At 54.1% G+C, this 23,334-nt stretch carries 23 protein-coding genes; 14 read left to right on the forward strand and 9 right to left on the reverse strand.

Features of this window, described 5'->3' with window-relative positions; all coding sequences use genetic code 11:
* Positions 1-19: 19 nt before the first annotated feature.
* Entirely contained in the window at positions 20-577 is a 558-nt protein-coding gene (locus OSC10802_RS0107530; protein ID WP_017716177.1) for an SRPBCC family protein, read from the reverse strand.
* A gap of 1 nt (position 578) precedes the next feature.
* Between OSC10802_RS0107530 and OSC10802_RS55485 the strand changes: the two genes are divergently transcribed.
* A complete protein-coding gene (locus OSC10802_RS55485) occupies positions 579-701 on the forward strand; it encodes a hypothetical protein (protein ID WP_255349124.1) in 123 nt (40 codons plus the stop codon).
* A 539-nt stretch (positions 702-1,240) separates the two neighbouring features.
* Positions 1,241-1,441, forward strand: coding sequence for a hypothetical protein (locus OSC10802_RS0107535; RefSeq protein WP_026098254.1), 201 nt, complete (start codon positions 1,241-1,243; stop codon positions 1,439-1,441).
* Between the two features lie 104 nt (positions 1,442-1,545).
* On the opposite strand, the gene OSC10802_RS0107540 is transcribed toward OSC10802_RS0107535, so the two are convergent.
* Positions 1,546-2,493, reverse strand: coding sequence for a YihY/virulence factor BrkB family protein (locus tag OSC10802_RS0107540; protein WP_017716179.1), 948 nt, complete (start codon positions 2,491-2,493; stop codon positions 1,546-1,548).
* 354 nt (positions 2,494-2,847) lie between these two features.
* On the opposite strand from OSC10802_RS0107540, the gene OSC10802_RS39110 reads away from it, so the two are divergent.
* On the forward strand, positions 2,848-3,429 hold the full coding sequence (locus OSC10802_RS39110; RefSeq protein WP_017716180.1) for a hypothetical protein: 582 nt from the start codon (positions 2,848-2,850) through the stop codon (positions 3,427-3,429).
* Here the strand turns inward: OSC10802_RS39110 and thrC are convergent.
* Positions 3,374-4,507 carry a threonine synthase gene (gene thrC / locus OSC10802_RS0107550; protein WP_017716181.1) on the reverse strand — a complete coding sequence of 378 codons (1,134 nt, stop codon included), beginning with the start codon at positions 4,505-4,507 and terminating at the stop codon, positions 3,374-3,376. The two genes, OSC10802_RS39110 and thrC, sit on opposite strands and share 56 nt — an antisense overlap.
* 203 nt (positions 4,508-4,710) lie before the next feature.
* Here thrC and OSC10802_RS0107555 point away from each other — a divergent pair, with 203 nt between their 5' ends.
* Positions 4,711-4,962, forward strand: a complete 252-nt coding sequence (locus tag OSC10802_RS0107555) for a hypothetical protein (protein WP_017716183.1) — start codon at positions 4,711-4,713, stop codon at positions 4,960-4,962.
* Positions 4,963-5,218: 256 nt separating this feature from the next.
* Here OSC10802_RS0107555 and OSC10802_RS0107560 read toward each other — a convergent pair whose 3' ends face one another.
* Positions 5,219-5,659: a hypothetical protein gene (locus tag OSC10802_RS0107560; protein ID WP_017716184.1), complete on the reverse strand. Its 441-nt coding sequence runs from the start codon at positions 5,657-5,659 to the stop codon at positions 5,219-5,221.
* 384 nt (positions 5,660-6,043) lie between these two features.
* Entirely contained in the window at positions 6,044-6,262 is a 219-nt protein-coding gene (locus OSC10802_RS49105) for a hypothetical protein (protein ID WP_155967440.1), read from the reverse strand.
* A gap of 21 nt (positions 6,263-6,283) precedes the next feature.
* Between OSC10802_RS49105 and OSC10802_RS0107570 the strand changes: the two genes are divergently transcribed.
* From OSC10802_RS0107570 to OSC10802_RS0107580, 3 genes are all read left to right on the forward strand, one after another.
* Positions 6,284-7,330, forward strand: a complete 1,047-nt coding sequence (locus tag OSC10802_RS0107570) for a fatty acid desaturase (protein ID WP_017716186.1) — start codon at positions 6,284-6,286, stop codon at positions 7,328-7,330.
* A 205-nt stretch (positions 7,331-7,535) separates the two neighbouring features.
* Positions 7,536-8,081, forward strand: a complete 546-nt coding sequence (locus OSC10802_RS39115; RefSeq protein WP_017716188.1) for a hypothetical protein — start codon at positions 7,536-7,538, stop codon at positions 8,079-8,081.
* 204 nt (positions 8,082-8,285) lie between these two features.
* Positions 8,286-8,930, forward strand: coding sequence for a Uma2 family endonuclease (locus OSC10802_RS0107580; RefSeq protein WP_017716189.1), 645 nt, complete (start codon positions 8,286-8,288; stop codon positions 8,928-8,930).
* 179 nt (positions 8,931-9,109) lie between these two features.
* On the opposite strand, the gene OSC10802_RS45995 is transcribed toward OSC10802_RS0107580, so the two are convergent.
* The gene (locus OSC10802_RS45995) at positions 9,110-9,433 is read right to left on the reverse strand and encodes a GIY-YIG nuclease family protein (RefSeq protein WP_026098256.1); all 324 of its coding nucleotides are present in this window, start codon (positions 9,431-9,433) and stop codon (positions 9,110-9,112) included.
* A 375-nt stretch (positions 9,434-9,808) separates the two neighbouring features.
* Between OSC10802_RS45995 and OSC10802_RS0107590 the strand changes: the two genes are divergently transcribed.
* On the forward strand, positions 9,809-10,645 hold the full coding sequence (locus OSC10802_RS0107590; protein WP_017716190.1) for a pentapeptide repeat-containing protein: 837 nt from the start codon (positions 9,809-9,811) through the stop codon (positions 10,643-10,645).
* A gap of 351 nt (positions 10,646-10,996) precedes the next feature.
* Here OSC10802_RS0107590 and OSC10802_RS52670 read toward each other — a convergent pair whose 3' ends face one another.
* A complete protein-coding gene (locus tag OSC10802_RS52670; protein ID WP_017716191.1) occupies positions 10,997-11,155 on the reverse strand; it encodes a hypothetical protein in 159 nt (52 codons plus the stop codon).
* Between the two features lie 273 nt (positions 11,156-11,428).
* Between OSC10802_RS52670 and OSC10802_RS0107600 the strand changes: the two genes are divergently transcribed.
* Together OSC10802_RS0107600 and OSC10802_RS0107605 are read left to right on the forward strand one after the other, a co-directional pair.
* Positions 11,429-11,776, forward strand: a complete 348-nt coding sequence (locus OSC10802_RS0107600; protein WP_017716192.1) for a DUF433 domain-containing protein — start codon at positions 11,429-11,431, stop codon at positions 11,774-11,776.
* A gap of 3 nt (positions 11,777-11,779) precedes the next feature.
* Positions 11,780-12,121: a DUF5615 family PIN-like protein gene (locus OSC10802_RS0107605; protein WP_017716193.1), complete on the forward strand. Its 342-nt coding sequence runs from the start codon at positions 11,780-11,782 to the stop codon at positions 12,119-12,121.
* A gap of 184 nt (positions 12,122-12,305) precedes the next feature.
* Here OSC10802_RS0107605 and OSC10802_RS39125 read toward each other — a convergent pair whose 3' ends face one another.
* Positions 12,306-14,750, reverse strand: coding sequence for a hypothetical protein (locus OSC10802_RS39125; RefSeq protein ID WP_155967441.1), 2,445 nt, complete (start codon positions 14,748-14,750; stop codon positions 12,306-12,308).
* Positions 14,751-14,812: 62 nt separating this feature from the next.
* A complete protein-coding gene (locus OSC10802_RS0107615; protein ID WP_017716195.1) occupies positions 14,813-16,048 on the reverse strand; it encodes a glycosyltransferase family 4 protein in 1,236 nt (411 codons plus the stop codon).
* A gap of 319 nt (positions 16,049-16,367) precedes the next feature.
* Here OSC10802_RS0107615 and OSC10802_RS0107620 point away from each other — a divergent pair, with 319 nt between their 5' ends.
* The 4 genes from OSC10802_RS0107620 to OSC10802_RS0107635 all read left to right on the forward strand — a co-directional run bounded on the left by OSC10802_RS0107620 (position 16,368) and on the right by OSC10802_RS0107635 (position 23,310).
* On the forward strand, positions 16,368-17,333 hold the full coding sequence (locus tag OSC10802_RS0107620; RefSeq protein WP_017716196.1) for a glycosyltransferase: 966 nt from the start codon (positions 16,368-16,370) through the stop codon (positions 17,331-17,333).
* Positions 17,334-17,780: 447 nt separating this feature from the next.
* Complete coding sequence (locus tag OSC10802_RS0107625) at positions 17,781-18,830, forward strand: hypothetical protein (RefSeq protein WP_232731641.1); 1,050 nt, start codon at positions 17,781-17,783, stop codon at positions 18,828-18,830.
* A gap of 177 nt (positions 18,831-19,007) precedes the next feature.
* Entirely contained in the window at positions 19,008-21,134 is a 2,127-nt protein-coding gene (locus OSC10802_RS0107630) for a P-loop NTPase family protein (protein WP_017716198.1), read from the forward strand.
* A 106-nt stretch (positions 21,135-21,240) separates the two neighbouring features.
* A complete protein-coding gene (locus OSC10802_RS0107635; protein ID WP_017716199.1) occupies positions 21,241-23,310 on the forward strand; it encodes a P-loop NTPase family protein in 2,070 nt (689 codons plus the stop codon).
* The last annotated feature ends 24 nt before the right edge of the window (positions 23,311-23,334 follow it).

Raw genomic sequence — 23,334 nt, forward strand, 5'->3', positions numbered from 1 at the left:
GCCAGAAACCCGGTTTCTACTAATACCGGCAGAGAATGTGGCGCATTTGCCGCAAATTTGCCGGCAATTCCAGAAGCATCGCCTGTTCAATGAACATCGGCGGCACCGGAATTGTAGGAGTCGCCCGCACCGAGTAGGTGAGTGCCGTGCCGGTGCGGCAATCTTGCAATTTTAAGTCTGCCGCAAAATCCACAAAGCTGCCTTTTTCCAGCCGGAACTGGATGTGCCGGTGCAAGGTTTCAACTACCTTTAGGTAGATTTCTACCTGAACGCTCAAAAATAGAAACGCCTTGGTAGCAGCTTGGTAGAGACGTTTCGCCCCTTGATTGAAACCCAACACCTCACTGCGGGTGACATCTGGGAAATAGTGCACCCAGCGGGGGTAATCGGTGAGCTGCTGCCAAGCTCCCGCTCGCGCCAAAGGCAGGTACATGGAAGCGGTCACCGCCCCCCCCCAGAGCGTGTGGGATTGAGTGTTTAGCAAAATCTCCCCTCGCAGGAGTGCGGCAATTTCAGCCTGATTCCACTTTGAACCGGCAGCCGAATCAGCAGAGTTTGATGCAGTTAATTCAGTCATTGTGGCTCCCAATAAAACTCATTTAATCGAGTCTGGAACGGTGACATTTTATATGAAGTTTGGTAAAAGGCCCATCACATCTTTCAGTCAGGGCAGCCAGCAGCCGGCAGTGGCGCTGTTATAGCAGTAGGCACTTAGGGAAAGGACTTGGGGTTTAACATGATGTAGGGGCGGGAACACCGACAAAGAGTGCCACACAGTTACAACACCGATAAACCCGCCCCTAACCTCTGATATAGCAGCCGGCAATTGGGCCATAGCGTGTCCTAACCAATATGACTGCTGCTATAATCCTCCGCCCAGATCCGCTGTAGCAGCAGTTCAAGGACATGATATGAGAGCTAAAAAGGAATTGCGCTGCTCCGGAGAGCGAGCCGGCTGTCTCCGAGCGCTCTTGCTAACCCGTTTCTCGCGAGGGGGTTTCGGATAAAAAACGGGGGAGCTACCTCAATTGTGGCTCACCTGCCGGTGGAACAGCTTTATTTGGCCAGAAAAATATTGTGACACAGTGCTGGGGTCAGTCAGAAGCGATCCAAACATTTTTAGAAAGCCGTCAAGGTTGCTTTTAAGGTTCAGACAAGTCAGGATTGGGTTGGAGTGGGAGCAGGCGAGCTGCTATCGTTGGTGTGGGTACTTGCGGCGATCTTACCAGGAGTTAAGTGCATGAGTCGATCCTCCAATTCCTTCACTGAGATGCTTCCATACATTTTTGGCATTGTCCTGGGGACAGCAGTGCTTGTGTGGGTGCTAAGGGGTTTCGGCGTTCTGACGTTTATTCCCGGATCGGCGATCTGGATGTTAATGTTTCTTTCCGTCGCCACCGGCATCGCCTGGCGCGTTTATGGCCCGAGAGGGCGCTACTAAGTATGGGGCATGGGGCATGGCGGCGGGCAATCGGGCATGGGGCATGGCGGCGGTGAATCAGCGGGACGAAATATCAGGGGCGGTTAGCCGGATTTGATATCAGTTCAATCTCCTTTGGCCTCAGATGGCTCAGAGTCTGGCAGGATTGCCGAGTTGAACTTGGCCCGCTGCATGGCCTCCCCCACAGTGACGTTGAGCTGAGCGCCAATCAGCATCACCCACGAACTTAAGTACAGCCAAAGCATTAAAACTATCACAGCGCCAACGGCTCCATAGGACCGGTTGTAGTTGCCGAAGTTGCTGACGTAGAGCCGAAACAGGCCGGAGATCGCCGCCCAAGAGACTGCGGCCAAAATCGCTCCAGGCATAATCGGCGTGCCTTTGCGCCAGTAGCTAGGGCCATAGCGATAGATAAAGCCAAAGGCAGCGGAGACGATGCCCAAAGCAATTGGCCAGCTAAACAGCTGCCACACCGACAGGAAAGTTGGCACCAGCTTGCAGCTGATATTTGGGTCGAGCCGGCAGCTCCCCTCCGCCACCATTCGCACGATCAGGTCGCTGACAAACACCAGGGCGCAGGCGGCGATCAGCAGCAGGATGGTGCCAACACTCAGAACCAGAGAGACGAGCTTGGCTTTCCAAAAAGGTCGCGCCCGCTCTAGGGGAATGAGGTAGATGCGATCCAGGGCAGCCATCGCGGCGCTGATGGCTCCAGAAAAGGCCCAAATTGCTCCAAAAAAGCTGATAGAAAACAGGCTCTGGTTTTTCGAGACGGTGATCTCACTGATAAACCCGCGAATCAGCGTCTGGACTTCGTAGGGGGCGAACTTGCCCAGCTGGCGCGCCAGGTGGTTGAGGGTGGACTGCAAGGATTCAAATAGCCCAATGGCCGTCAGAACTGCCAAAATTGCTGGAAACAGGGCTAACATGGCGTTATAGGCCATTTCAGCGGACAGGCCGGCCAGCCGCTGCTCGCCGGCACGCTGAAAAACTTGCCGCAGGGTTGCCAAATTCAGGTGGCCAAAAAAACGGACAAAGCGGGGAGATGGCATTGGATTTGGGATGGAACGATTTTCGATTCATCCCCAATTTAGAATCTAAAAATTAAACCCTAAAATTCTAATATCTCCCACCCAGTTTCTAGAATCTCTCTCCCCGTTTTTGGCGTAGGGCAGGCGTCTCGCCTGCCCACACGAGCCTAAAATTATAACATCTCCCAGCCAGTTTCTGGAATCTCTCTCCCCGTTTTTGGCGTAGGGCAGGCGTCTCGCCTTCCCACACGAACATAAAATTATAACATCTCCCACCCAGTTTCAACAAGCCTTCTCCCCCTCCCCGAAGCGCAGGCAGGGGGGAGGGCGGGGTACAAGGCCACCGGCAACAGCTCAGTAAAATTGAAAATTCCTATGAGTCAGAACTTCTCGCAGTGGTTGGAGGAAATCAAGACTCTGCAACAGCAACTGGCAGAGCGAGAGCAGGAGCGGGATGCGGCTCTTGCCAGCGCCGATCGCTGGCGCGAACTCTACAATACAGAAGCGCAGCAGCGCCGCACTGAGGCCAAGCTCGCTCAGGAAACTATCGAATCCCTGAAGGCAGAAATCCAGCGCCTTGAGGGGGAAGCCGCCAGAGCCAAACAGGAAGATGCCGGCAGTTTGTCTGCCATCGAGCAAGAGTTGGGCAGACTGGGCCCTGGTGAGTTGACAGCCAAACTGGCAAAATTGCTCAGCTCGCGCTTGGAGGCGCTGCAAGAAGTGGAGCGTCTGGCTCTTGCCCTCAAAGAGGAGCAAGCCGCCCACGCCAAAACCCGCGACAGTTTGACGATCGCTTTAGGGGATACGATGGACCGGCTCAAAGCCGCCCGCGCCGCCCTCACCAGTGAGGAAGGGGCGGCGGACTTTGCCGCTGGCAGCAGCGAACAAATGCCGGGGGCGTCTAAAATCCCATCACTGAAGCTACCTCGGATAAGACCGGCTCAACCCCCTGCTTGAGCGGGTTGTTGCTGTGATTGATGGCCGTATCTGGGTCTTTGAGACCGTTGCCGGTGAGGACGCAAACGGCGGTTGCGCCGGCGGGCAAAAGGTCTTTGACTTTCAGCAAGCCGGCGACGGAGGCGGCGGAAGCAGGCTCGCAGAAAATGCCTTCAGAGCTGGCCAAGAGGCGGTAAGCGTCGAGGATTTCGGCGTCGGTCACGGCGTTGAACTGCCCCTGACTGGCGGCGGCGGCGGCGACGGCTTTCTCCCAGGAGGCGGGGTTGCCAATGCGAATGGCGGTGGCCAGGGTTTCGGGATGGGCCACGCGCTTGCCGGTGACGAGCGGTGCGGCACCGGCGGCTTGGAATCCCATCATCCGGGGCAATTTCTGGCAGATTCCCGCTTGGTGGTACTGACAGAACCCCATCCAGTATGCTGTGATGTTGCCGGCATTTCCCACCGGCAGGCACAGCCAGTCGGGGGCGTCGCCGAGGGCGTCTGCGATTTCAAAGGCAGCGGTTTTCTGACCTTCCAGGCGGTAGGGATTGAGGGAGTTGACCAAGGTCACGGGGTAGTGGGCGGACATTTCTTGGACAATTTCCAGGGCGCGGTCAAAGTTGCCTTTGATGGAGAGGACTTCGGCTCCGTAGACCAACGCTTGGGCCAACTTGCCCAGGGCCACATAGCCGTCGGGAATCAGGACAAAGGCTCGCATACCGCCGCGTCTGGCGTAGGCGGCGGCGGCGGCGGAGGTGTTGCCGGTGCTGGCGCAGATCACGGCTTGCGCCCCGGACTCTTTGGCTTTGGAAATGGCCATTGTCATCCCCCGGTCTTTGAAGCTGCCGGTGGGGTTGAGTCCGTCATATTTGACAAATACTCGCACCTGTCTGCCCACGAGCTGGGCTATCGAGGGCACGGGGATGAGGGGGGTGTTGCCCTCAAGCAATGTTACCACCGGCGTGGTTTCACTCACAGGCAAGTAGGGCCGGTAGGTTTCGATCAGGCCGGGCCAGCCCTTGGGGGCGGCGAGCCGGTCGCCCGCACTCGGGATTGCGCCCTTGGCGTGGGATTCAGCAGCGGACAGACTGAGAGTCACAGTAATTAGTCTTTCAGGTGCAAACAGAATCGGTGTTAGCCTTTAGTGTACCTTGAGAATCTGGCAAGGGAGCGCCGGTGCCAGGCGGGTTGGAAAAATTGCAGTCACTTGGAAAACTGACACATTCGCAGAAAACTGCAGCATTGGATGCAATTTAACTTAGAGTTCAGGTTAAAATGCCCTCAAGGTGTGAGTAAGTAGAAATGACCAGCCAGGTAGTAGAGATGTCAAGTCGCGCATCCACTCTGTCCAGTGCCCCCAGCACTGTTGCTAAGCCCGCTAGGGCGCTCGATGCAACGGTATCGCCGTCCAGCAGAGCTGTGCCGGTCGAGCAGGTGTTGTCCCCGTATAGAGCAGATCAGCAAGTCAAGTTCCTGCACTTGCAGGCTGAAGTGGAATCTCTATTGCTACAGTTGCGCTCGCTCAAGCAGCAGCGGCAAGACCAAGCGCCATAGGCTGCAGGGTGTAGAGACCGAACATGTTCGGTCTCTACAGGGGGAGCATCCCGGTTGTGCAAAGAAGCCCATATTAATGCGATAATGATTTTAGCAGGGGGTAGGAGGAGAAGATTTTTGACCAGCTGAATCCCGGAAACGGGATTGAAACTCTACAGTCGCGTCCGCACAGTAGCTTTTCTCTGCCTCTCCCCGTTCCCGGGAGCAGTCAAATGTGCATGTCCTGGATATTTGCGGGCCGGTTGGGGCCCAGCTCTCAACCGGCATCTTTGTGAGAAGAGAGGCGTTTGACGCGCAACCCCTGCCACCCGCACTGCCGGTTGGCGCACCTGTAGCGAAACACCGGCACGAAGCTATTAATCAAGCGATCGAAAAGTTGGCGGTGGTTTCGGTGCAGCTTGCTGCCGCAGGCAGGACATTTCAAACTCACCAATTGCTCTGAGGTTTGCAGGCGGTAGCGGATGCGATTAACCAATAAAACGGCACTAACAGCTAGCAATAGAACAGCGATAGCGTCAGAAGCCGCGATCTGGCGGAGGTTTTTGAGACTCTCCAGTCCAGCCCGAGCCGCCTCCGCTCCCAGACTCCCCAGGGTGGCGCGAATCTCAAAAGGCTCCACGAGCAAGAAGATTCCCAAACCAGCCAAAAACAGCGCAACAAATTCAAAAAAATTTTTCTGGCGGAAAGGCTTGAGCATAGATAAATACCTGGGGCTTGCTGATTTTTCCTATCATTCTACCCTCTCACTCCTGACTCAGAATGACTTGCCTTAACGTATAAATGTTCTCGCACAACTCTTGGACATCTGGGATTGAGGAACAAATCTAGAATCCAAGGAGTTTTATGAAAACCAGGAAGTTTTTATAAAAAGATATTAAATATATCAGTGATAATTGCAATTTAGATGATATGATAGAGAAAGGGTATGCAACAATTTTGGTTATCTAGCGCTAGCCACAGAGGTTAGGACATCAGTACCCTATGGATATAAGGCGTAGGACAGGCGTCTCGCCTGTCCTGCCAGTGTGAGCAATTGGCCCCCGTATTCCCGCATATTGCGGTCAATTAACCGGACTTTATATTAGACGCCTTGGGGGGCAACCGGCGGTGGGGCGGGCCGGTGGAGGGCCAGGGTGCGCCGGAAGTGGGGGGCGCGGTGGCCGACTGGGGAAAAATTCACCGCACAGTAGCAATATTGTGATATAAAAGTTGAGGTTTTGTAACCAGCAGTGCTGTTTGCCCATCCTACTGCTAGCAGGCTGTTTGCGTGAATCCACTGATTGACTTGTCCGAATAGCACCTGGAGAATCTTAATTTATTCATGACTGCATCGACCGTAACGCCCCAGAAGTTGGCATCTGCGCCCACCGGCTCAGACTTGCGGCTCAAAGACATTATAAAAATCCTGCCGCGTGAATGCTTTCAGAAAGACCGGCGCAAAGCTTGGCTTTCAGTGGCGATCAATGTCTTATTGGTTGGCGCGGGCTACTGGGGGCTGGCCATTGCGCCCTGGTTCCTGCTGCCGTTCCTGTGGATTTTTACCGGCACAGCGCTGACCGGCTTTTTTGTGATTGGCCACGATTGCGGGCACCGGTCATTTGCCAACCGCAAGTGGGTGAACGATTTAGTTGGCCATATCATGATGCTGCCGCTGATTTATCCCTTCCATAGCTGGCGCATCCAGCACAATTACCACCACAAGCACACCAACAAGCTGTCGGTGGACAATGCTTGGCAGCCCTGGAAGCAAGACGTGTATGCCAGTTGCGGAGGCGGGTTGCAGTGGATCTACCGGCGGCTGCGGGGGCGGTTTTGGTGGCTCGCCTCGATAGCCCACTGGGCGAATTTGCACTTTGACTGGACGAAATTTGAGGGCAAACAGCGATCGCAGGTGAAGTTTTCTGCGCTGTTTGTGCTGGCGGGCGCTGCGATCGGCTTCCCGCTGCTCATCGCCACCACCGGCATCTGGGGATTCGTCAAATTTTGGCTGCTGCCCTGGCTAGTTTACCACTTCTGGATGAGCACCTTTACTCTGGTGCACCACACCGCGCCCGAGATTCCCTTCACCCCAGCAGAGGAGTGGAATGAGGCGCAAGCGCAGCTGTTTGGCACGGTTCACTGCGATTACCCCCGGTGGGTGGAATTCTTCTGCCACGATATCAACGTGCACATCCCCCATCACATTTCGACAGCGATTCCTTCTTACAATTTGCGGATGGCGCATCGCATTCTCAAAGAAAAGTGGGGGGATTCTCTGGTGGAGTGCCGGTTCTCCTGGTCTTTGATGAAGACGATTACTGACCGGTGCCACTTGCACGATCCGGATGAATGCTACCGCAGCTTTAAGGATTTCCACGCCGCAAAGTGAAGCGATAGCGGCGGGTTCGCCTCATGCCATACGCCCCTTCTCCAACCGGAGTTGGGCAGAAAGAAAACCGCAGTGCCGGCGTTGAGCGGAAGTTCGGGATTCCCCGGGCTTCCCGACAGTGCCGGCACTGCGGCTTTTGCTGCAAGCCGAAATGATATAAAAGATTGATAGGCTTAAAAATTCGACTGCCCCAGGGTAGGTTGCCATGAGCGATCCGATTGTCCAGCGAAATGCCAGCGACGCCGCCAAGCCTTCGCGCGGTAAAGACGCGACTGGGCGTTCTACAAATAGTCTCAGCTATCAGGGGGTTTACAGCTGCCCTGTGTGCCGCAAGGGTGAGATTTCAGCCATGCCGCTGATGGAGGCGTTTGCTTGTGACTTTTGCCGGCACATTTTCACGGCGAACCTGGAAAAACAGGTGCTGAAGATGGCAGATAGTTCGTTACCCCTATCATGGCACTGGAATGGTCGCACTTGGCAAGGTGCCCACCGAGCCGGTGCTCAGCTGGGTTGGGGGATTTGGGTGGCGGCGCTGGCTTTTGTGATCTTTCCGCCCATGCTGGTTGGGCTCGGTGCGTATATTTTTCCCCCGTTACCGGGGAGTCGCTTGTTTTGGCTGCCGGCATTTTGGACGGGGCTGACATTTTTCTCCCATCTCGCTTGTGTTGGTTGGCTGGTTGTGGAGTCCTATCAATTTCCAATATTTGCGTTTTTGAGGGTGTGGCGGCGTCGGTTGCTGGGAAGCCGGTAGCTGACTGGCGCTTCCGGAGATGCCGGTGCCGGCGGGTTTGGGACGTAGGACAGGCGTTCCCCCCGCCCCCTCCCCTGTGCCAAAAACGAGAAGGCGGTTCTAGAAACCGGGTTTCGCAGAAGTTACCCGGTTTCTAGGCTCTAACAACTCAAAGATAAACGCTATATAATGGAAGTGAGTGCGAGCTAGCGAGGGGGTTGTAAGATGACGGCTATAACAGAAATTCCCCAAAGTGCGATTGATAATAAAGAGCAGCACCACTACTCTCCTGAGGAGTATTTTGAACTAGAAACCTCGGCGGAATACAGGAGCGAATATTGCGCCGGCAACATAATTCCTAAGACTGGCGGAACACCGAATCACAATCAGATAGCTCTTAATTTGGCTGGGGCGCTGAATTTGGCTTTGAAAGGGCAGCCCTACCGAGTATTTATGACCGACTTGCGCTTGTGCATACCCCAAAAGCGAGTCTACACCTATCCAGATGTGATGGTAGTGTCGGGTCAGCTAGAGTTTGCTGAGGGTCGGAAGGACACGATTACAAATCCTGTGATGATTGCCGAGGTGCTGTCAGACTCTACAGAAGATTACGACCGGGGGAAAAAGTTCAAGTTGTATCGGAGCATTCCCAGTTTTAGGGAATATCTTCTCATTTCGCAGTCGGAGAGATCCGTCGAACAGTTTTCAAAGACGGCTGATAACAAATGGCTGTTGTCTGAGTGGGCGGGGGAAGATGCTGTGCTGGCGTTAAGTTCTGTTCAGTTCCAAATTTCTTTAGCAGACCTCTATGATAAGGTTGAGTTTGAGTCGGGGGGTGAAGAGGGTGCCGGTGGTACTCTGTTAGGCTAATAATGCTGCTTGTTTGCCCGAAGGAGGCAGAGCCTCCTGGACAGCGTTCCCAGCCTGAGGCTGGGAACGAGGGAAAATCCTCTTTAATACTATTTTAGCATGTCCTGACCTAAATGACCAGTGCTATACCTTGCAAAAAACTGGTGGGCATGATGTCTACCCACCAGCTTCTAGTTCCTTTAAAAGTCCTCTAAATACTTGATTTCACGCTTTCTGTTACCAGCAGGGGAAAGCCTTGCCAGTTCCGCTGCCTCAGAGCCATGTGGATTATCTGAATAGCCAAATGAAAACCACAAGTCATGACCATAAGCTACTAACATGGCGATTGTTTTGCTCCCACGACCAGTTAAATGTTCGTTGAGTCTACGACGAATATTTTTTGATCTTCCAAGGTAGGCAGGCATATCTCCTGCCGTTTCATCGTAGATGCAGTAGATCCCACCTGCATCTGATGCTGAATCCACATTGCTACTGTTAAATGGTTTGATTTCGCCTGCTCTCATTACTTTCTCCTTTTGCGTTGCGGCATAACGGTTCGGGTCAGCGGTTGCCAGATCCTTTGTATGTGTTAAGCAGACCGCCAGCGTTCATCCTAAGCCAGGATAAAACTCTCCATGTGCCTAAGTCCCGTAGTTGTCTCACACTCTAGCAACATTTCTCCAGCCTTACCAGGGATAAAAAGTGATAAAAAGTGATAAAAAGTGACAGAGTTGCGCCGGCTGTGCTAGACTTTCCCTGAAAGATGCGTCTGGGGGTAGGATACAATGAATTCCACCGGCACCGGCACCTCCCGCCTCTTGGCCCTCGGCATGGCAATCCTCAGTGGCCTTTGCTAAATCACTGCCGGATGAAACATCACTTTTCAGGGAATTTGACCCATGACTGCTGACGAAGCACTGGCCATTGTGGAAGCCATCTTAGATGATGAACGCCTAAACGACGTTCAAGAGCTAATCTTCCGGCAATGTTGGGAAGGGCGACAGTCTTATGAGGAAATTGCTCAACTCTCTCAATATGATGATGAATATATCAAGTCTGTCGCTGCTAAATTATGGAAGCTCCTCTCAGACGCATTTGGCGAAAAAGTAAAAAAAGCTAATCTCCACTCAGTCATCAAGCGATACGCACGGCGAATTAAAGTGAACTTACAGCGAAATCTGGTGATTGAAGTGAACCTCACCGGCGCAAATCTCAGTGGAGCCAACCTAAGTGGAGCGCGACTGTTCGCAAACTTAAATGAAGCTGATTTTGGTCAAGCCGATGTACACCGCGCAATAAGAGCTGATGATCAGACTGAATCAGCAAAAGAAATCATCCAGCCCGAAAAAGCGGAGAGCCAGGAAAGTACATCTACCCCTGAAAACCGGCTCCACTACTGGAATGGCTATCACCTGAGTTCAGACGAACACCTGAAAATAGCCGAAGCGCTCGAACGCACCGGCATCCTCTTCATCCCCAACCCCAAGTTGCGCCTCACAACTCCCGAAGGCAGAGAAAACCAAGAATTTGACTTTATGATACTCCACCAAGGCAAGTGGGGGATTCTTCAGATAGATAGCGAGGAATCGCAGCAAGAGCCGGTAAAAGAGGAGGAACTCCACCGGCTTTTTAAATATCACGGCATCCGGATTGTCCAGCATTGCGACGCCAGCCGGTGCGGGGAAGAACCGGATAGGGTTGTTCAGGAGTTTTTGGAAATGTTGAGTCAGGCATAGGGGTGAAACTTCGCCCACGCCTACTCTGCTTTCAAATTAATTATATAGCGTTTCTATTTGTGAGGCGCGTAGAAACCGGGTTTCGCCGAAGTTACCCGGTTTCTGGCCACATTATTTATAACCGCTATATCATGGCTTACCCTCGTTCCCAGCCACCCTTACGGGAAGCCTGCGTGCACTGTGGGGAACGCCCCTTTGTCGGCTCCGCCGATTTAAGTAGCAACTTGGGTTATCTATTGTTATGCGTCCCTTTTATTATACTGCTGTTCCGATGGGTTGTCAAGTGCTTTTTCGCATTTTCCGCAGCCACCGGCATCAAGTTTCTCTCCCGGCGTTCTGTTCGCACTGCTGTCAAAATCCTAACTCCGCCTTTAACTCTTCCAGACTGATGGTTTCTCCCGCTTTTGCTTGCCGGATTCCCTCTATCAAGTGATCCATAAATTCCTTATCGGAGAGAATTTCCAGTGTTTCCAGCAGAGATTGAAACTGTTCGCAGCTCATGGCAATCATCACCGGCTTGCCATCCTGAGTAATGATTGCCGGCTCATCTGCCAGCGAGCGCCGGCAACTCTGGCAGCTGTTGTTGCGCTTCCGTTACAGTCAGGTACTTGGGCATATTTATAGGGAGTGATATTTGCCTTCAGTATAGCATAGCGTTACTCGCACCGGCTTGCTCGCAGTCAGGTGAGAAACGCCCCAGAACTCACCCCATCCCCCACGTCCCAACCCCCCACGAGCGGGAAAGTGCTAGAATAATTGTGGCATGACTCAGAGGCATTAATTATGATTGCAGTCAGCGCAAAGATTACACTCAAAGAATTGCAACCGCAACTGCTTGCCCTCACCCCGATAGAGAAAATTCAAGCCATACAGCTATTAGCGCAAAGTCTAGCGAACACTTGGCCCGGAATTGAAAAAACCCCCGGCGTGTGTGGGGGTAATGCCTGTATTGGCAACACTCGCATTCCCGTTTGGCTGCTCGTGAGCGCTCGTCGGTTAGGAATTTCCGAAGCCGCTCTCCTACAGGACTATCCGACTCTGGGTGCCGCAGACTTGGCGAATGCCTGGGCTTATGCTGAAGCGCACGCCGATGAGATTGAAACAGCAATACGAGAAAATGAGGAAGCTTGAAAAGTGGCGCGTCTATATGCAGATGAACAGTTCCCACGGCGGGTTGTGGAATTCCTGCGGGCTTTTGGGCACGATGTCCTGACAGTACAGGAAGCAGGAAACGCAGGACTTAAAATTCCTGATGAACAAGTGCTAGCCTTCGCAGTGAGCAACGACCGCGCAGTTCTGACGCTCAATCGAGTTGATTTTATCCGCCTGCACAACTTACAGCCCGAGCATGCTGGTATCATTGTCTGTACAGATGACCCGGACAGGGAAAGGCTAGCTACACGCATTAATCAGGAAATTTCTAATGCCGAAACCTTGAGAGTCCGGCTGATTCGAGTCAAGCGTCCGTCGCAGTGAAGATGAGAGCAATAATTTTCCTCTCGGCACTGAAGGTCGGCTCTGCCTCCCCATCTTCACTCCCAGCCCGAGGCTGGGAGCGAGAAATTAGCCCGCGAAGGCGGGCTTTGTTTATATAGCGGCAGAATTTATTCTGCCGCTATTTATTCTGCCGCTATTTACTGTGCGGCTATTTATTCTGCCGCTACTCAAACCGGCCTGTTTCCCCCACCCAACGCTTGAGACTGTAACCGGCATTCCCCCTGACCATCAAATCCACCGGCAGCTTGTCCTGCAAATCAACAAAGCCGGTGACAGACTGACCGGCAGCCGAAGTCAATTCGCTGTATATCAAAGCGCCGGTGTCATCAAAAATCAGAGTGCGATTCCCAGAAGAACCGCCTGGATTTTTCCCGCTAGCGAAAGCATCTGAACTGAGCGTCAGCACTGCCTCGGGCTGCTTATTCCCCGTCAGATCGATCAGCTGCACCGGCCAATCCCCACTTTGCTGCAGTATCCGCTCAACATTCACCGCCCGGTTCCCAGGCAATTGCCCCGCTGCTTGCAACTCCTCCGAGAGACTGTCCAGCATGCCTGCCACCAACTCGGGCCGGTCCTTCTTCAGCTCAGCGAGGACAGTCAGTTGCGGCTTCAACCACTGGACTTTTTTCGCCGTAAAAGCCACACCCCTCGGCCAGCTTTTCCCGGCAGAAAAATCTGCAGGCGTCGCACCGGCAATCCCATCACCCTCCGCCAGCAACTGCAGGGCACCGTTGCGGAATTGAACCGCTTTTACCGTCGCCGCCACACTTCTTTCTTCCCCATTAGCCGCCCACACCCCTATCTCGATCTGAGAGTCCAGATTCAGCCCCAAAACCTTCCACAGACGCCGCCCGGGCTCAATCCGAGGCACCTGCAAAGAAGTAAACGGCGCTCGCACCCAGTCCTCACCGTCGTGAAAAGCCGCCACCCGCACCTGATACCACACTTTGCCCTGCGCCAATTGCAAAGAAACATTGGGTTGGGATTGCAGCCAATCTGCCGGTTTCACCGCAGCCACCGGCACTGCCGACCCCACAATTCTGCCCGGGTGATCGATCAGAGTTGACTCTGAAAGCGCCACATCGAGGCGTTCGAGGAGTTTATCGACCTGCCCGACTATAGCAGAAGAGTTGTTTCCCTGGGCGTCCAGCCATGCTAGCGCTTGCGCTTTACCCTCCTGCGCCGCCACAATCAGCGCCCCCCAACCTTTGGCAGCCGTTCGCTGCGGATTGACTTTCAGCGCTGCTTCCACCCGTTTCCACAGCTCCCCTTTATCCGCTTTCAGCATCAGGGCTGTTTTGTAGCTATCATCCAAGTTAGCCTCAAATATCTCCAAGGCTTTTTCCCAGCGAGCGTCGAGCAGCGCCATGAGAACCCGATCTTTGGGGTCAGCCCAAGAAGCGTCCGCCTGCTTCTGGCTCATCTTGGCGTGAAAGGCGATCACATCCATCTGAAGTTGAGCCGCCTTTGGCCACCCTTGTTTATTCTTGCCGCGCTCAGCTTTCAGCGACTGCATCTGCTTCCAAGCGTCCGACCACAAGCCGTTTTTGGCCAACTGGAGGGCTTCCCAGTAAGACTCGTCAGGCAAAGCCGGCTCCTTCAGGGAAATAGGCTCCAGCTCAAGTGGGTTGGGCAGAAAATTCCGGCGTCGCAACTGGTAAACCTCGAAGTGCAGATCCTTACCCTGCGTCTGGTTGACAACCAATTCCGGCTCCCCCCCGCCCGTGACTTCCTGCCAAATCGGAACCGTGCCTGCAGGAGAAGTCCACTCCACGAGCAGGCCCAGGTGAGAGTGTTCTGGGTTGTAGTGATAGAGTTGTCCGTAAGCGATTTTAGTCTTTCCGTAAGGCCGGTAGCCGGTGAAATTCAGCCAGACGCCCGTCTTGGGCGCTTCACCCCGGACCGGTTCGAGCGCGGTCAGGGGCAGGGGGCGAGAGGAGCCTTGCACGTCGTATGAGGATTGGATAACCGGAGCCAGCACAAAAGATTCTGCCGGTCCAGGTGCCGGCACCTGAGTCACCAGGCGAAAATATTGCTCTGTTTCTGAACCGTCGTGCCGTGGCGGCGAAGGCTGGTAGATTCTCAGTTCCTGAATCGGCTGGCAGGGAGACTGGCACTTGAGAGACTTTGGCGGCTTGGCCACCAGCACCTGCATCAGCTGTTCCGGACCGAGTGCGCTGGGTATCAGTTCCTGTGTCTTGGTGTTCAGCGGCACCAGCAACGCCGGCAGCAATCCCGACTTCCGCAGCTCAGTCCGGATTTCTGTTAGACTCACAGTCGGCTGGATATCATCGTTTACCGGCACTTCACTTTTGCCCGGTAACTGACTCACCCAGGTTGCCGGTGCGGGGTTCGTTATCAGCTGCACGCTCAGCCACGCACCGCCCGCCAGCAAGCCGGTGCCGGTGACAAACGCCGCTAGGGACATCAGCCCCTGCGCCCCACTCCTGTGCGCCCCCGGGGATTGGGTTTGCTTGCCGGTGCGGGCTGGCAGGTTAGCCTTAGCCAAAATGGGGGGCTGTTTTGCCTTCATAGCTGTCAGGCTGTGTTTCCGGGATTTTGATGTCGGATCGGGGGTAACACCGCTATTGATCAGGTTATTGTTCATCCGCGCTCTGGAGTTAGTAGGGGCTAGCGGTCAATGGCTTACGGGCGGGCATTGGCCCTGTTTCAGTTTTTACCAGCAATTAACAATTTTTCATAGCGCTGACCGGCTCGCTCCCAAGTATATTCGGTTTCAATCAGCGCTCGCCCGTTCTCCGACAGTTGCTGGCGCAACTGCGGGTTTTCAAACAGCTGGCCTATCGCCTCAACATACTCCTGAACTCGGTTGGCCCGCAGCGCTCGCACCGGCACGCCGGCACCGCCCACCTCCAGCCCTTCCAAACCGCGGTCGCTCGCCACCACCGGCACTCCCGCTGCCATCGCCTCCAGGGTTTTGTTCTTTATCCCGTAGCCGGTGCGCAGGGGAATCACGCAGACGGTAGCTTGATGTAAATATTCTGCCATTGAGGGAACCGCGCCGGTGACCGTGACGCCCGGGCGGTCTGAAAGCGCCAGCACCTCGGGTGCCGGTCGAGCCCCGGCAATGGTGAAGGTGGCGTCGGGATACCGCTGTTGCAGCTCTGGCAGCACTTCTAGCGCAAAGAACCGCGCCGCGTCAATGTTGTGCGAGGCGTCCATCGCCCCGACAAAGATTAGCCCCCAACCCCCTGGCTCTTGACGGCGAGCCGGAAACAGCTGCAAATCCACGCCATTGGGGATGACCTCAATCCGGGCACCGGGACTGAGTGCGAGCAGTTGACTTCTGTCATCTTCTGTGGTAACGGCAAGCCGGTCGAATTTGGAGCAGTAGCGTTTCTCGTAGCGGTTTAGCAATAAGTGGAGGTAGAGGCGATCGCGCAGGGGGTTGGGGGAGGCTCCCATTTCCAGGTGATTGCGAATCCAGCCCGAGACAGAACTGTGGATATTGACCGCTGTGAGCGCTCTGTTGCGGAACTCGGGGCGGATGTAGATTTCATTAACGCTGTGCTCGCAGGTGATGGCGTCGCACTTGCCGGCACTGACGTGACTGTCCACCCAAGCTTGCACCGCCGGCGAGTAGCGGTGCAGCACGTTGGGCGGTGTGGCGAGAGCCAGCGACTGGAGGAAGCGCCCCACCTTGCCGGCGGTGCCGGCTATCCCAGCTTGGGGCTGCGGTTCGGGGGGGAGCGGAAAAATTGCCAGATCGCTGACACAGCTGCGCAGCTCTTCGACTTCGGCATCTGTGACACCGGCATGTCGCTGCGCCACCAGCGTCACATGGTGGTGCCGGTGCAGGTATTTGAGCAGGTTAAAGGTTCTGATTTCCGTTCCCCCCCGGCTGGGCGGATAGGGGAAGGTGGAGGAAAGCATGAGAATATTCATAAAGGATTTCTTAAAGTTTGCTCATTGAGGAGCTGCCGGTGACAAAATCCTTGGAATAGTGTAGCTCTTGTGCGGGGAAGCGTCAGAGGTTGGCCCGGGAGCGCCCCCAGGATTTAGGCGCTTGCCGAGAAGCGCCTCTGGAGCATCCCAGGCTCAGCAGGTATAGCATTGCCGGGGCGCAGTCCCCTCGCCCCTGCCGCAGGATGGCTCACCCTGACGCCAGAGAGCGGCGACTGGGAACTTCTTCTAAAAATGTTTGCCGGCTCTGTGCCGGTTCATCTAAAATCTAAAAGAGTCTTAACCCTGGCAGGTTTCAACCATGACTGAAAAACCGATTCTGTCTGTCGTCACACCTACTTTAGGAACTTTTTCCGAGTATTGGATCGAACAGCTGTTGAAAGTTCGGGGAGAGGTTCAGTTCATTTTCGTTTATCCGCCCGGTGCCACACCCCAAGTCCCAGATGACCCCAGAGTAAAAGTTCTAATCAGCCCCTATAAAGGGGAAGTCATGCAAAGATTTGTTGGGTTGCTCAACGCATCGGGAGAGTTTTTGATAGCTTTAGATGACGATGACTTTATCCACCCGGATGTGGCCGAGATGACGTTTAAATACTTCCAGAGATTTCCTGAAAGCTGGGTGTTAAAACTTTTCCGGAACAATATCAATTATTTAGACAGAGAGAGCATCGAGAAGGAGTGGGCTGATATTCCTGACATCAGTCAATTAGAAATAGACAGGAAAACAGAGGATAACCCCTATCCCTTCCAGCGGGGAAACTACAAAGGCTTGCTGGAAATCCCGGTCGCCCCTTTAGACACACCATCCAACGTGAGTTACGCTATCTGGCCTTTCGCAGAAAGGAAAGATATGCACGGACTGCACTTTGAAAACTTTAATAATATGGTTTGGAAGACTCAGATAGTCCAGCAGGCACTGCCAGATGTGTCTGCCTCAATGAAGCTCTTGGGCAATATCACCTGGCTGCCGGCGTGGAATCTGGATAGATTGTTAGGCTTGTTTGTCCAGGCCAAGTTTTATCAGAAGGATTTAATTATAGGCCACGCCCCGCCCAAGCCAGAACAAATTAGATACATAGAGAGGCCGGCTAATTTGAAACAAATCAGGTTTCATCTCTCATCAGATGCGCTATTAGTTAAACGTTTCCCGCAGTACGGATATTTCTGGAATCTCTTTTTTAATTTGTCCTGGGACGGACTGAGAATTGTCGGGAAAATGGCCAGACGCAGGCTTTCAAAGTTAGAGCCGGAGAGGGGGGAGAAGTAAACTAGCCATGTCGCGTCTCCTTTCAATCCCGTTGCCGGAATTGCTGCAGGCAAAAATATTCTTGTCCTGCTGCCAGCTGAAATCATTATCGCATTCATTTCGGCTTCGCAGGCATCGGGCGGGATGCTCCCGGCAAATATACCCCCAGAGTCAGAGAGTGGGCTGTCAGAAACCGGGTGTCTCGGGCTGGCAAGAGAAACCCGGTTTCTCACCCCCTGCGGACATGTACAATCACTTTATGACACGTTATAGTATAATGTAAAGCTCAAGTGCGGGGACGAAATCGAGACTTACGCACCATAATTAAAGAAACGGGCTTTCTGGTTGTGGAACTAGGGCTGAAAGTCAAGAGGCCGGGTAGGAAACCCGGTTTCTGCGTATGGCCAAAGCCGGCTCTGGGGCACAAACACCCCCTCGCGCCCCGGGTGCGAGAGTGAATCCACAGAAATGGGACTGAAACCGGGCGGGCGCACCCCACTTAACCCTGGCCTTGTGCGTCAGGGGGTATCGCCGCAATCTAAACTAGGATTTGGGCGTAATTGCCAGGAGGGCAAGGGCGAGCGAATGGACGTGCAGGAGCTGAAGTTTCTCTTAAAGTTACTGGGCTTTCCCGACGGTCGGGCACCGGTGAGCGAGATTAAGCCCAATCCAAAAATGAAACCCGCCGAGCGAGACAGCATCTGCCGGTCGCTGCGCGAGCGGGACTTGGTGGCTTATTCTTCGGAAGTGATAAAATTCACCATTGCCCCTCCGGGGAAATCCCTGCTCAAGCTAGACACCACCGGCTTGCCGATTACAGACAAAGAACTCAAGGTGCTGCACGCTTGCGCCTCCGCGACGATTACCCCCGCCGAAGCTGGCATCCCCGCCGCCAACCGGCAGGAGATAGTCCAAGGGCTAGCAGAGCGGGGCCTGATCAAGGCGGAAAAAACCCAAATCAAAGATGTCTGGCTGACAGAGCGAGGAAAGGAGTATCTCCTCGACGAGTACATTCCCAAGGGGAGCGCAGTCGAGATCAGCTTGGACATGCTGGCCAATTACCTGCGCTTCTTGCGGAAATCCCTGCGGGTGGCTGTCGGGCCGGCAGCCCCCCTGCAGGAAGGGGGGCCGGCAGTAGAGGGCCATACCTTGCGGGAGCGCCCCGCCGGCACCGCCGTCAGACAGGCGGGAGATTCCCCCCCCTCTTCGCGCCAGACAAAGGAACAGCCGGCACCGGCAGCGGAAAGCCAGCTGACTGACGCCGATATTTTGCAGGCGATCCGGGATTTGGACAGGCAGCTGGATACGCAAAATTACTTACCGATTTTTCATCTGCGGCAGAAATTAGAGCCGCCGCTGTCCCGGGAGGAATTAAACCGGGCCCTGTATCGCCTGCAGCGGAGCGATAAAATTGAGCTGAGCTCCTTGCAAGAAGCGATCGCATACACCCCAGAACAGCTTGAGGCCGGCATTACCCAAGATGTCGGAGGGCCGCTATTTTTTATTATTGTGATTTAGTAGCCCTGTATGTAAATAACCCCGCAGGGCATCACCCCCTCTCCGTTTTTGGGACAGGCGGGACGCCTGTCCTACGCCTCCTCACCCTATTCTCGTTCCCAGCTTCAGGCTAGGAATGAAATAGGGAGGCTCCGCCTCCCCCAATTCCAAATCTAAAGTCTAAAATCTAAAATCGCCGTGGCATCCATAGATCAAATAATTCAACGAGACCCCAACCCCTTTGACGCCGAGACTTTTTGGTCGGGTAACTTTTGGCAGGAGCAGCAAAACCCAGCGCTCACTGTTGATTCCATTCATCAAGAAGCGATAGCTGAAATCGAACTGTTTCTCGACTTCGTGGCGAAAGATCACCGCACCCGCACCCTGATGCTGGAAGGCGAAACCGGCTCGGGCAAGACCTATTTATTAGGCCGGCTCAAACGCATCCTCAATCCCAAAGCCTTTTTCGTCTACATCGAACCATTTACCGCCAGCGACCACATCTGGCGGCACATCCTGCGCTACACTGTAGATAGCTTGCTGGAAGTTCCGCAAGGGCGAGAGGAGTCCCAATTGCTCATCTGGCTCAAGGGTCTGTCGGAATTCAAACAGCGCAGCATTTTCGACATGATCCGGGGCGACCGGCAACTTTTCATTCGCAACCTCAGGGAAAGCTATCCCGCCGGCATCTACAACGCAGCGGAATTTTTTGGCGTATTGTACGACCTCACCAATCCCAAACTGTCCTCCCTCGCCTGTGAGTGGTTGCGGGGCGACGACTTGGACGAAGAGAGTTTAAAGCTGCTGCGCGTCGGGCACTCGATTGACACCGAAGACGCCGCCCAGAAAATTCTCGCCAACTTTGGCAGAATTTCTGCAGAAACCCAGCCGATTGTGCTATGTTTTGACCAGCTAGACAACATCGCCCGCTTGCCAGACGGAGCGATTGACCTGCAAACGCTGTTCAGCGTCAACTCCGTCATTCACAACCAGAAGCTGAAAAACTTTCTGGTCATGGTTAGCATTATAACAGATACTTGGCGGCAGAATGCGAGCCGCATCCAGCCGACAGATAAAGACCGGATTGACGGGACGATTAAACTCAAGCAAATCAGCCTCGATCAAGCCGAATCGCTGTGGATGAGCCGGCTGTACACCCTGTACCGGCAGGCGTCTCCCCCGCCTCCCTCACCCATTTACCCCTTAACCAGGGCAATGCTGGAAGAGAAATTTCCGGGCGGCAAAACCAGGCCCAGAAATGTCCTGATTTTGGGCCGGCAGCTATTTCAGGACTTCAAAGTCGGGCTCGTCCGGCACGATGTCGGGCAAACCGAAATCATTGCAGCCGCACTCCCCCAACTCCCACCGGCTCGAGGGGAGGCGCTGAAAATTGCTGCACCGGCAGTTGCACCGGCAGTTGCACCGGCAGTTGCACCGGCAGTTGCACCGGCAGTTGCACCGGCTGCTGTTGAGAATGGGTTCGACGCCATCGCCGCCTTCAAATTGGTGTGGTTGCGGAAATTAACTCAAACCCAGCAGAGAATCACTCGAATTCGCCAATTCTCCTCCCCGGAACTGATACAGATGCTAGCAGAAGCCCTGGGGGCTTTGCAAGTAGAAGATATTCAGCCGCGACTGCTGCCGAGCCGCACCTATGCCAGCTATTCGCTAAGCTACTGGCTGCCGGAACAGTCCCAGCGGGTTGGGGTTGTCTGGAGCGAAGACATGAACAGGACCAAATTTTGCAACCTGATCAAGGTCTGTCAAGAAGCGGTCGAGGAAAATCTCTGCCAAACCCTGCAGCTGATTCGGTTTGAGGGAGTCGGGACACCCAGCAATATGGGGTACAAGCTCTACACGCAACTGTTCAGCGATACCCCCCACAATCACCTGATGCCGGACTTGTCCTCGGTGCAGTACCTGGCAACTTATCACAGTTTGGTGAATGACGCTTATTCTGGGGATTTGGTCGTTGGGCAAGAAACTCCCGATATTAAGGAGCTGGAAGCCTGGGTGCGGGAGTCCAAGATTTTGCAGGACTGCCAGCTGTTGGGGGATTTAGGGATTGTGCGGGTTCCCCTATTCAGGGAGGAAAACAAGGCGGAGTGGCTGCCGGTGGAAGATTTCTTGCTGAATCGGGTGCGCAACCAGCAGTGCCTGGCTCGACAGCGGCTGATCCAAGAAACGGTCAGCCAGTTTTCTTATATGAGTGAAGAGCGCGTCAACCAGCTGATTGAACATCTGTGTGAGGAGAATCACCAGATTAAAATTCTCGACCCACAGGCGAAGCTAGATGACCAGCTGGTGTATGTGCGGCAGAAGTAGTGACGTGTCTCTCGTTGCGCGGGGCCAAAAAAATGCGCCCCTACAGTAGGGGCGGGCCAATTTCGCCCGCCCAGAACGAAAAAAAATCTTCCAACGAGGTGGCAGTGTGGCATCCATTTATCAAATCATCCGACGAGAAGTGAACCCATTTGACTCTACAACGTTTAGACCTGGTAACTTTTGGCAAGAGCAGCAAGATTCGGCGCTGACGGTTGAGTCGATTCACCAGGGAGTGGTTGCGGAAATCGAGGAAGTTCTCGACAGAGTGGCCAAAGACCACCGCACTCGCACGCTCCTGCTTGCCGGCGATTCCGGTTCCGGCAAAAGTTATCTGTTAGGCCGGCTGAAACGGCTGTTTAACTCGAAAGCCTTTTTTGCCTACATCGGGCCTTGGCCAGACAGTGACTTCATCTGGCGTCACACTCTGCGCAATACCGTGGACAGCCTGATGTGCGTCCCCGATGGCAAACAAGAGTCCCAGCTGTTGCTGTGGCTCAAGAGTCTGCCGGCGTTACGAAGCGAAAACCCCATCAAGCAACTGCTGGGTGAGCGGCAATTTTTTATCCACCACTTAAAGATCACTTACCAAAAGGGCATCTACAATGCGAATGAATTTTTTGGGGTACTCTACGCTCTCACCAATCCAGAACTGTACCCTTTAGCCTGTGACTGGTTGAAAGGAGACAACTTGGATGACGAAGCTCTCGCTGCTTTGCGGGTTAAACGCGCCATCGAGACAGAAGAGATGGCGCGGAACATTCTGGCGAATTTTGGCCTGATTTCTGCGGCAACTCAGCCGATTGTCCTGTGCTTCGACAATCTCGACAACATCGACCGGGCGCTGGATGGGTTTATCAATCTGCAAGCCCTGTTTAATGTCAACTCGATTCTTCACAACCAAAAGCTGAAGAATTTCATGGTGATTGTCAGCATTGTTACGAATACTTGGAAGGAAAATTCCAAGCGCGTCCAGCCGGCGGACAAAGCCAGACTGGATTCGGAAATTCGCCTGCAACCGATTAATATAGATCAAGCGGAGGCGCTGTGGGCGAGCCGGCTTTACCCCCTGCACCGGCAAGCCAACCCCAAACCCCCATCGCCGATTTACCCCTTAAGCCGCAAACATTTAGAGGAGAAATTCCCCGGAGGCAAAACCCGCCCCCGCTATGTGCTTATGCTGGGTCGCCAGCTGTTCCAAGAGGTAAAAACTAAGGGGCTGGCAGATAGCTACTGGGATGCCGGTGACGACCCGCTAGACCCGCTGGCCGCTTTTCAATTGCTCTGGCTCAAGGAATTCAGTAAAATTGAGGACAAGATTTTTCGCATCCGCCAGCTTTCGGCACCGGAGCTGATTCAGATGTTGCGAGAAGCTTTAGCCGCTCTGCAAGTGCACGGGATTATGCCGAAACTCTTGCCGAGCCAGACTTATGCCAGCTATTCCCTCAGCTATCACTTACCGCTTCAGCTGGGACGAATCGGGGTTGTCTGGACGGAAGACCCGAACTTAACCAGCTTTTGCAATATGATGAAGGCTTGTCAGAAGGCGGTGAGGGACAATCTGTGTCAAACGATATATCTATTTCGGGCTGAAGATATAGGATCGCCGAAAAACCAGGGGTACAAACTCTACAGTCAATTTTTCACCGGCACCCCCCACCGCCACCTGGTTCCCGATATGACTTCTGTCCACTATCTGGCAACTTATCACAATTTTGTCAATGCAGCTTGTGCCGGCGAGCTAGTGGTGGGGGACCGCACTCCCAATTTGAGCGAGTTAGAAGTCTTGATTCGCAAGTCAAAGGTTTTGCAGGACTGTCCTTTATTGCAGAAGTTAGGGATTTTTACGGGTTCTACCTACGACATCCCCTCCCAGCCGCCGGTGGGATCTCCCGCCGGCACTCCCGCAGTGCCCGCACGCCAACGGCGGGGAGAGGCGGAGCGCAAGCATCTCGCTCAGCCTTTTAGGGAAGTTAAGGAGTTTTTGCTGAATTTGATGAAAACTCAGAAGATGATGGGGCGCACGGTTCTGGCTCAGAATGCTGTGGAGCAGTTTCCTTTGGTGGGCGAATCTCAGGTTGCGGAATTGATTGAGCAGCTGTGTCAGGAGAATCACATCGTGATTCTGGAACCCGACGCGCCGGTGGAGGCGCAATTGGTTTGTTTGGTGAGTAAATAGTAGGGTGCCGTATGTTCTTGAGGG

This window comes from Kamptonema formosum PCC 10802, assembly GCF_000332335.1.
Classification (GTDB): domain Bacteria; phylum Cyanobacteriota; class Cyanobacteriia; order Cyanobacteriales; family Oscillatoriaceae; genus Oscillatoria.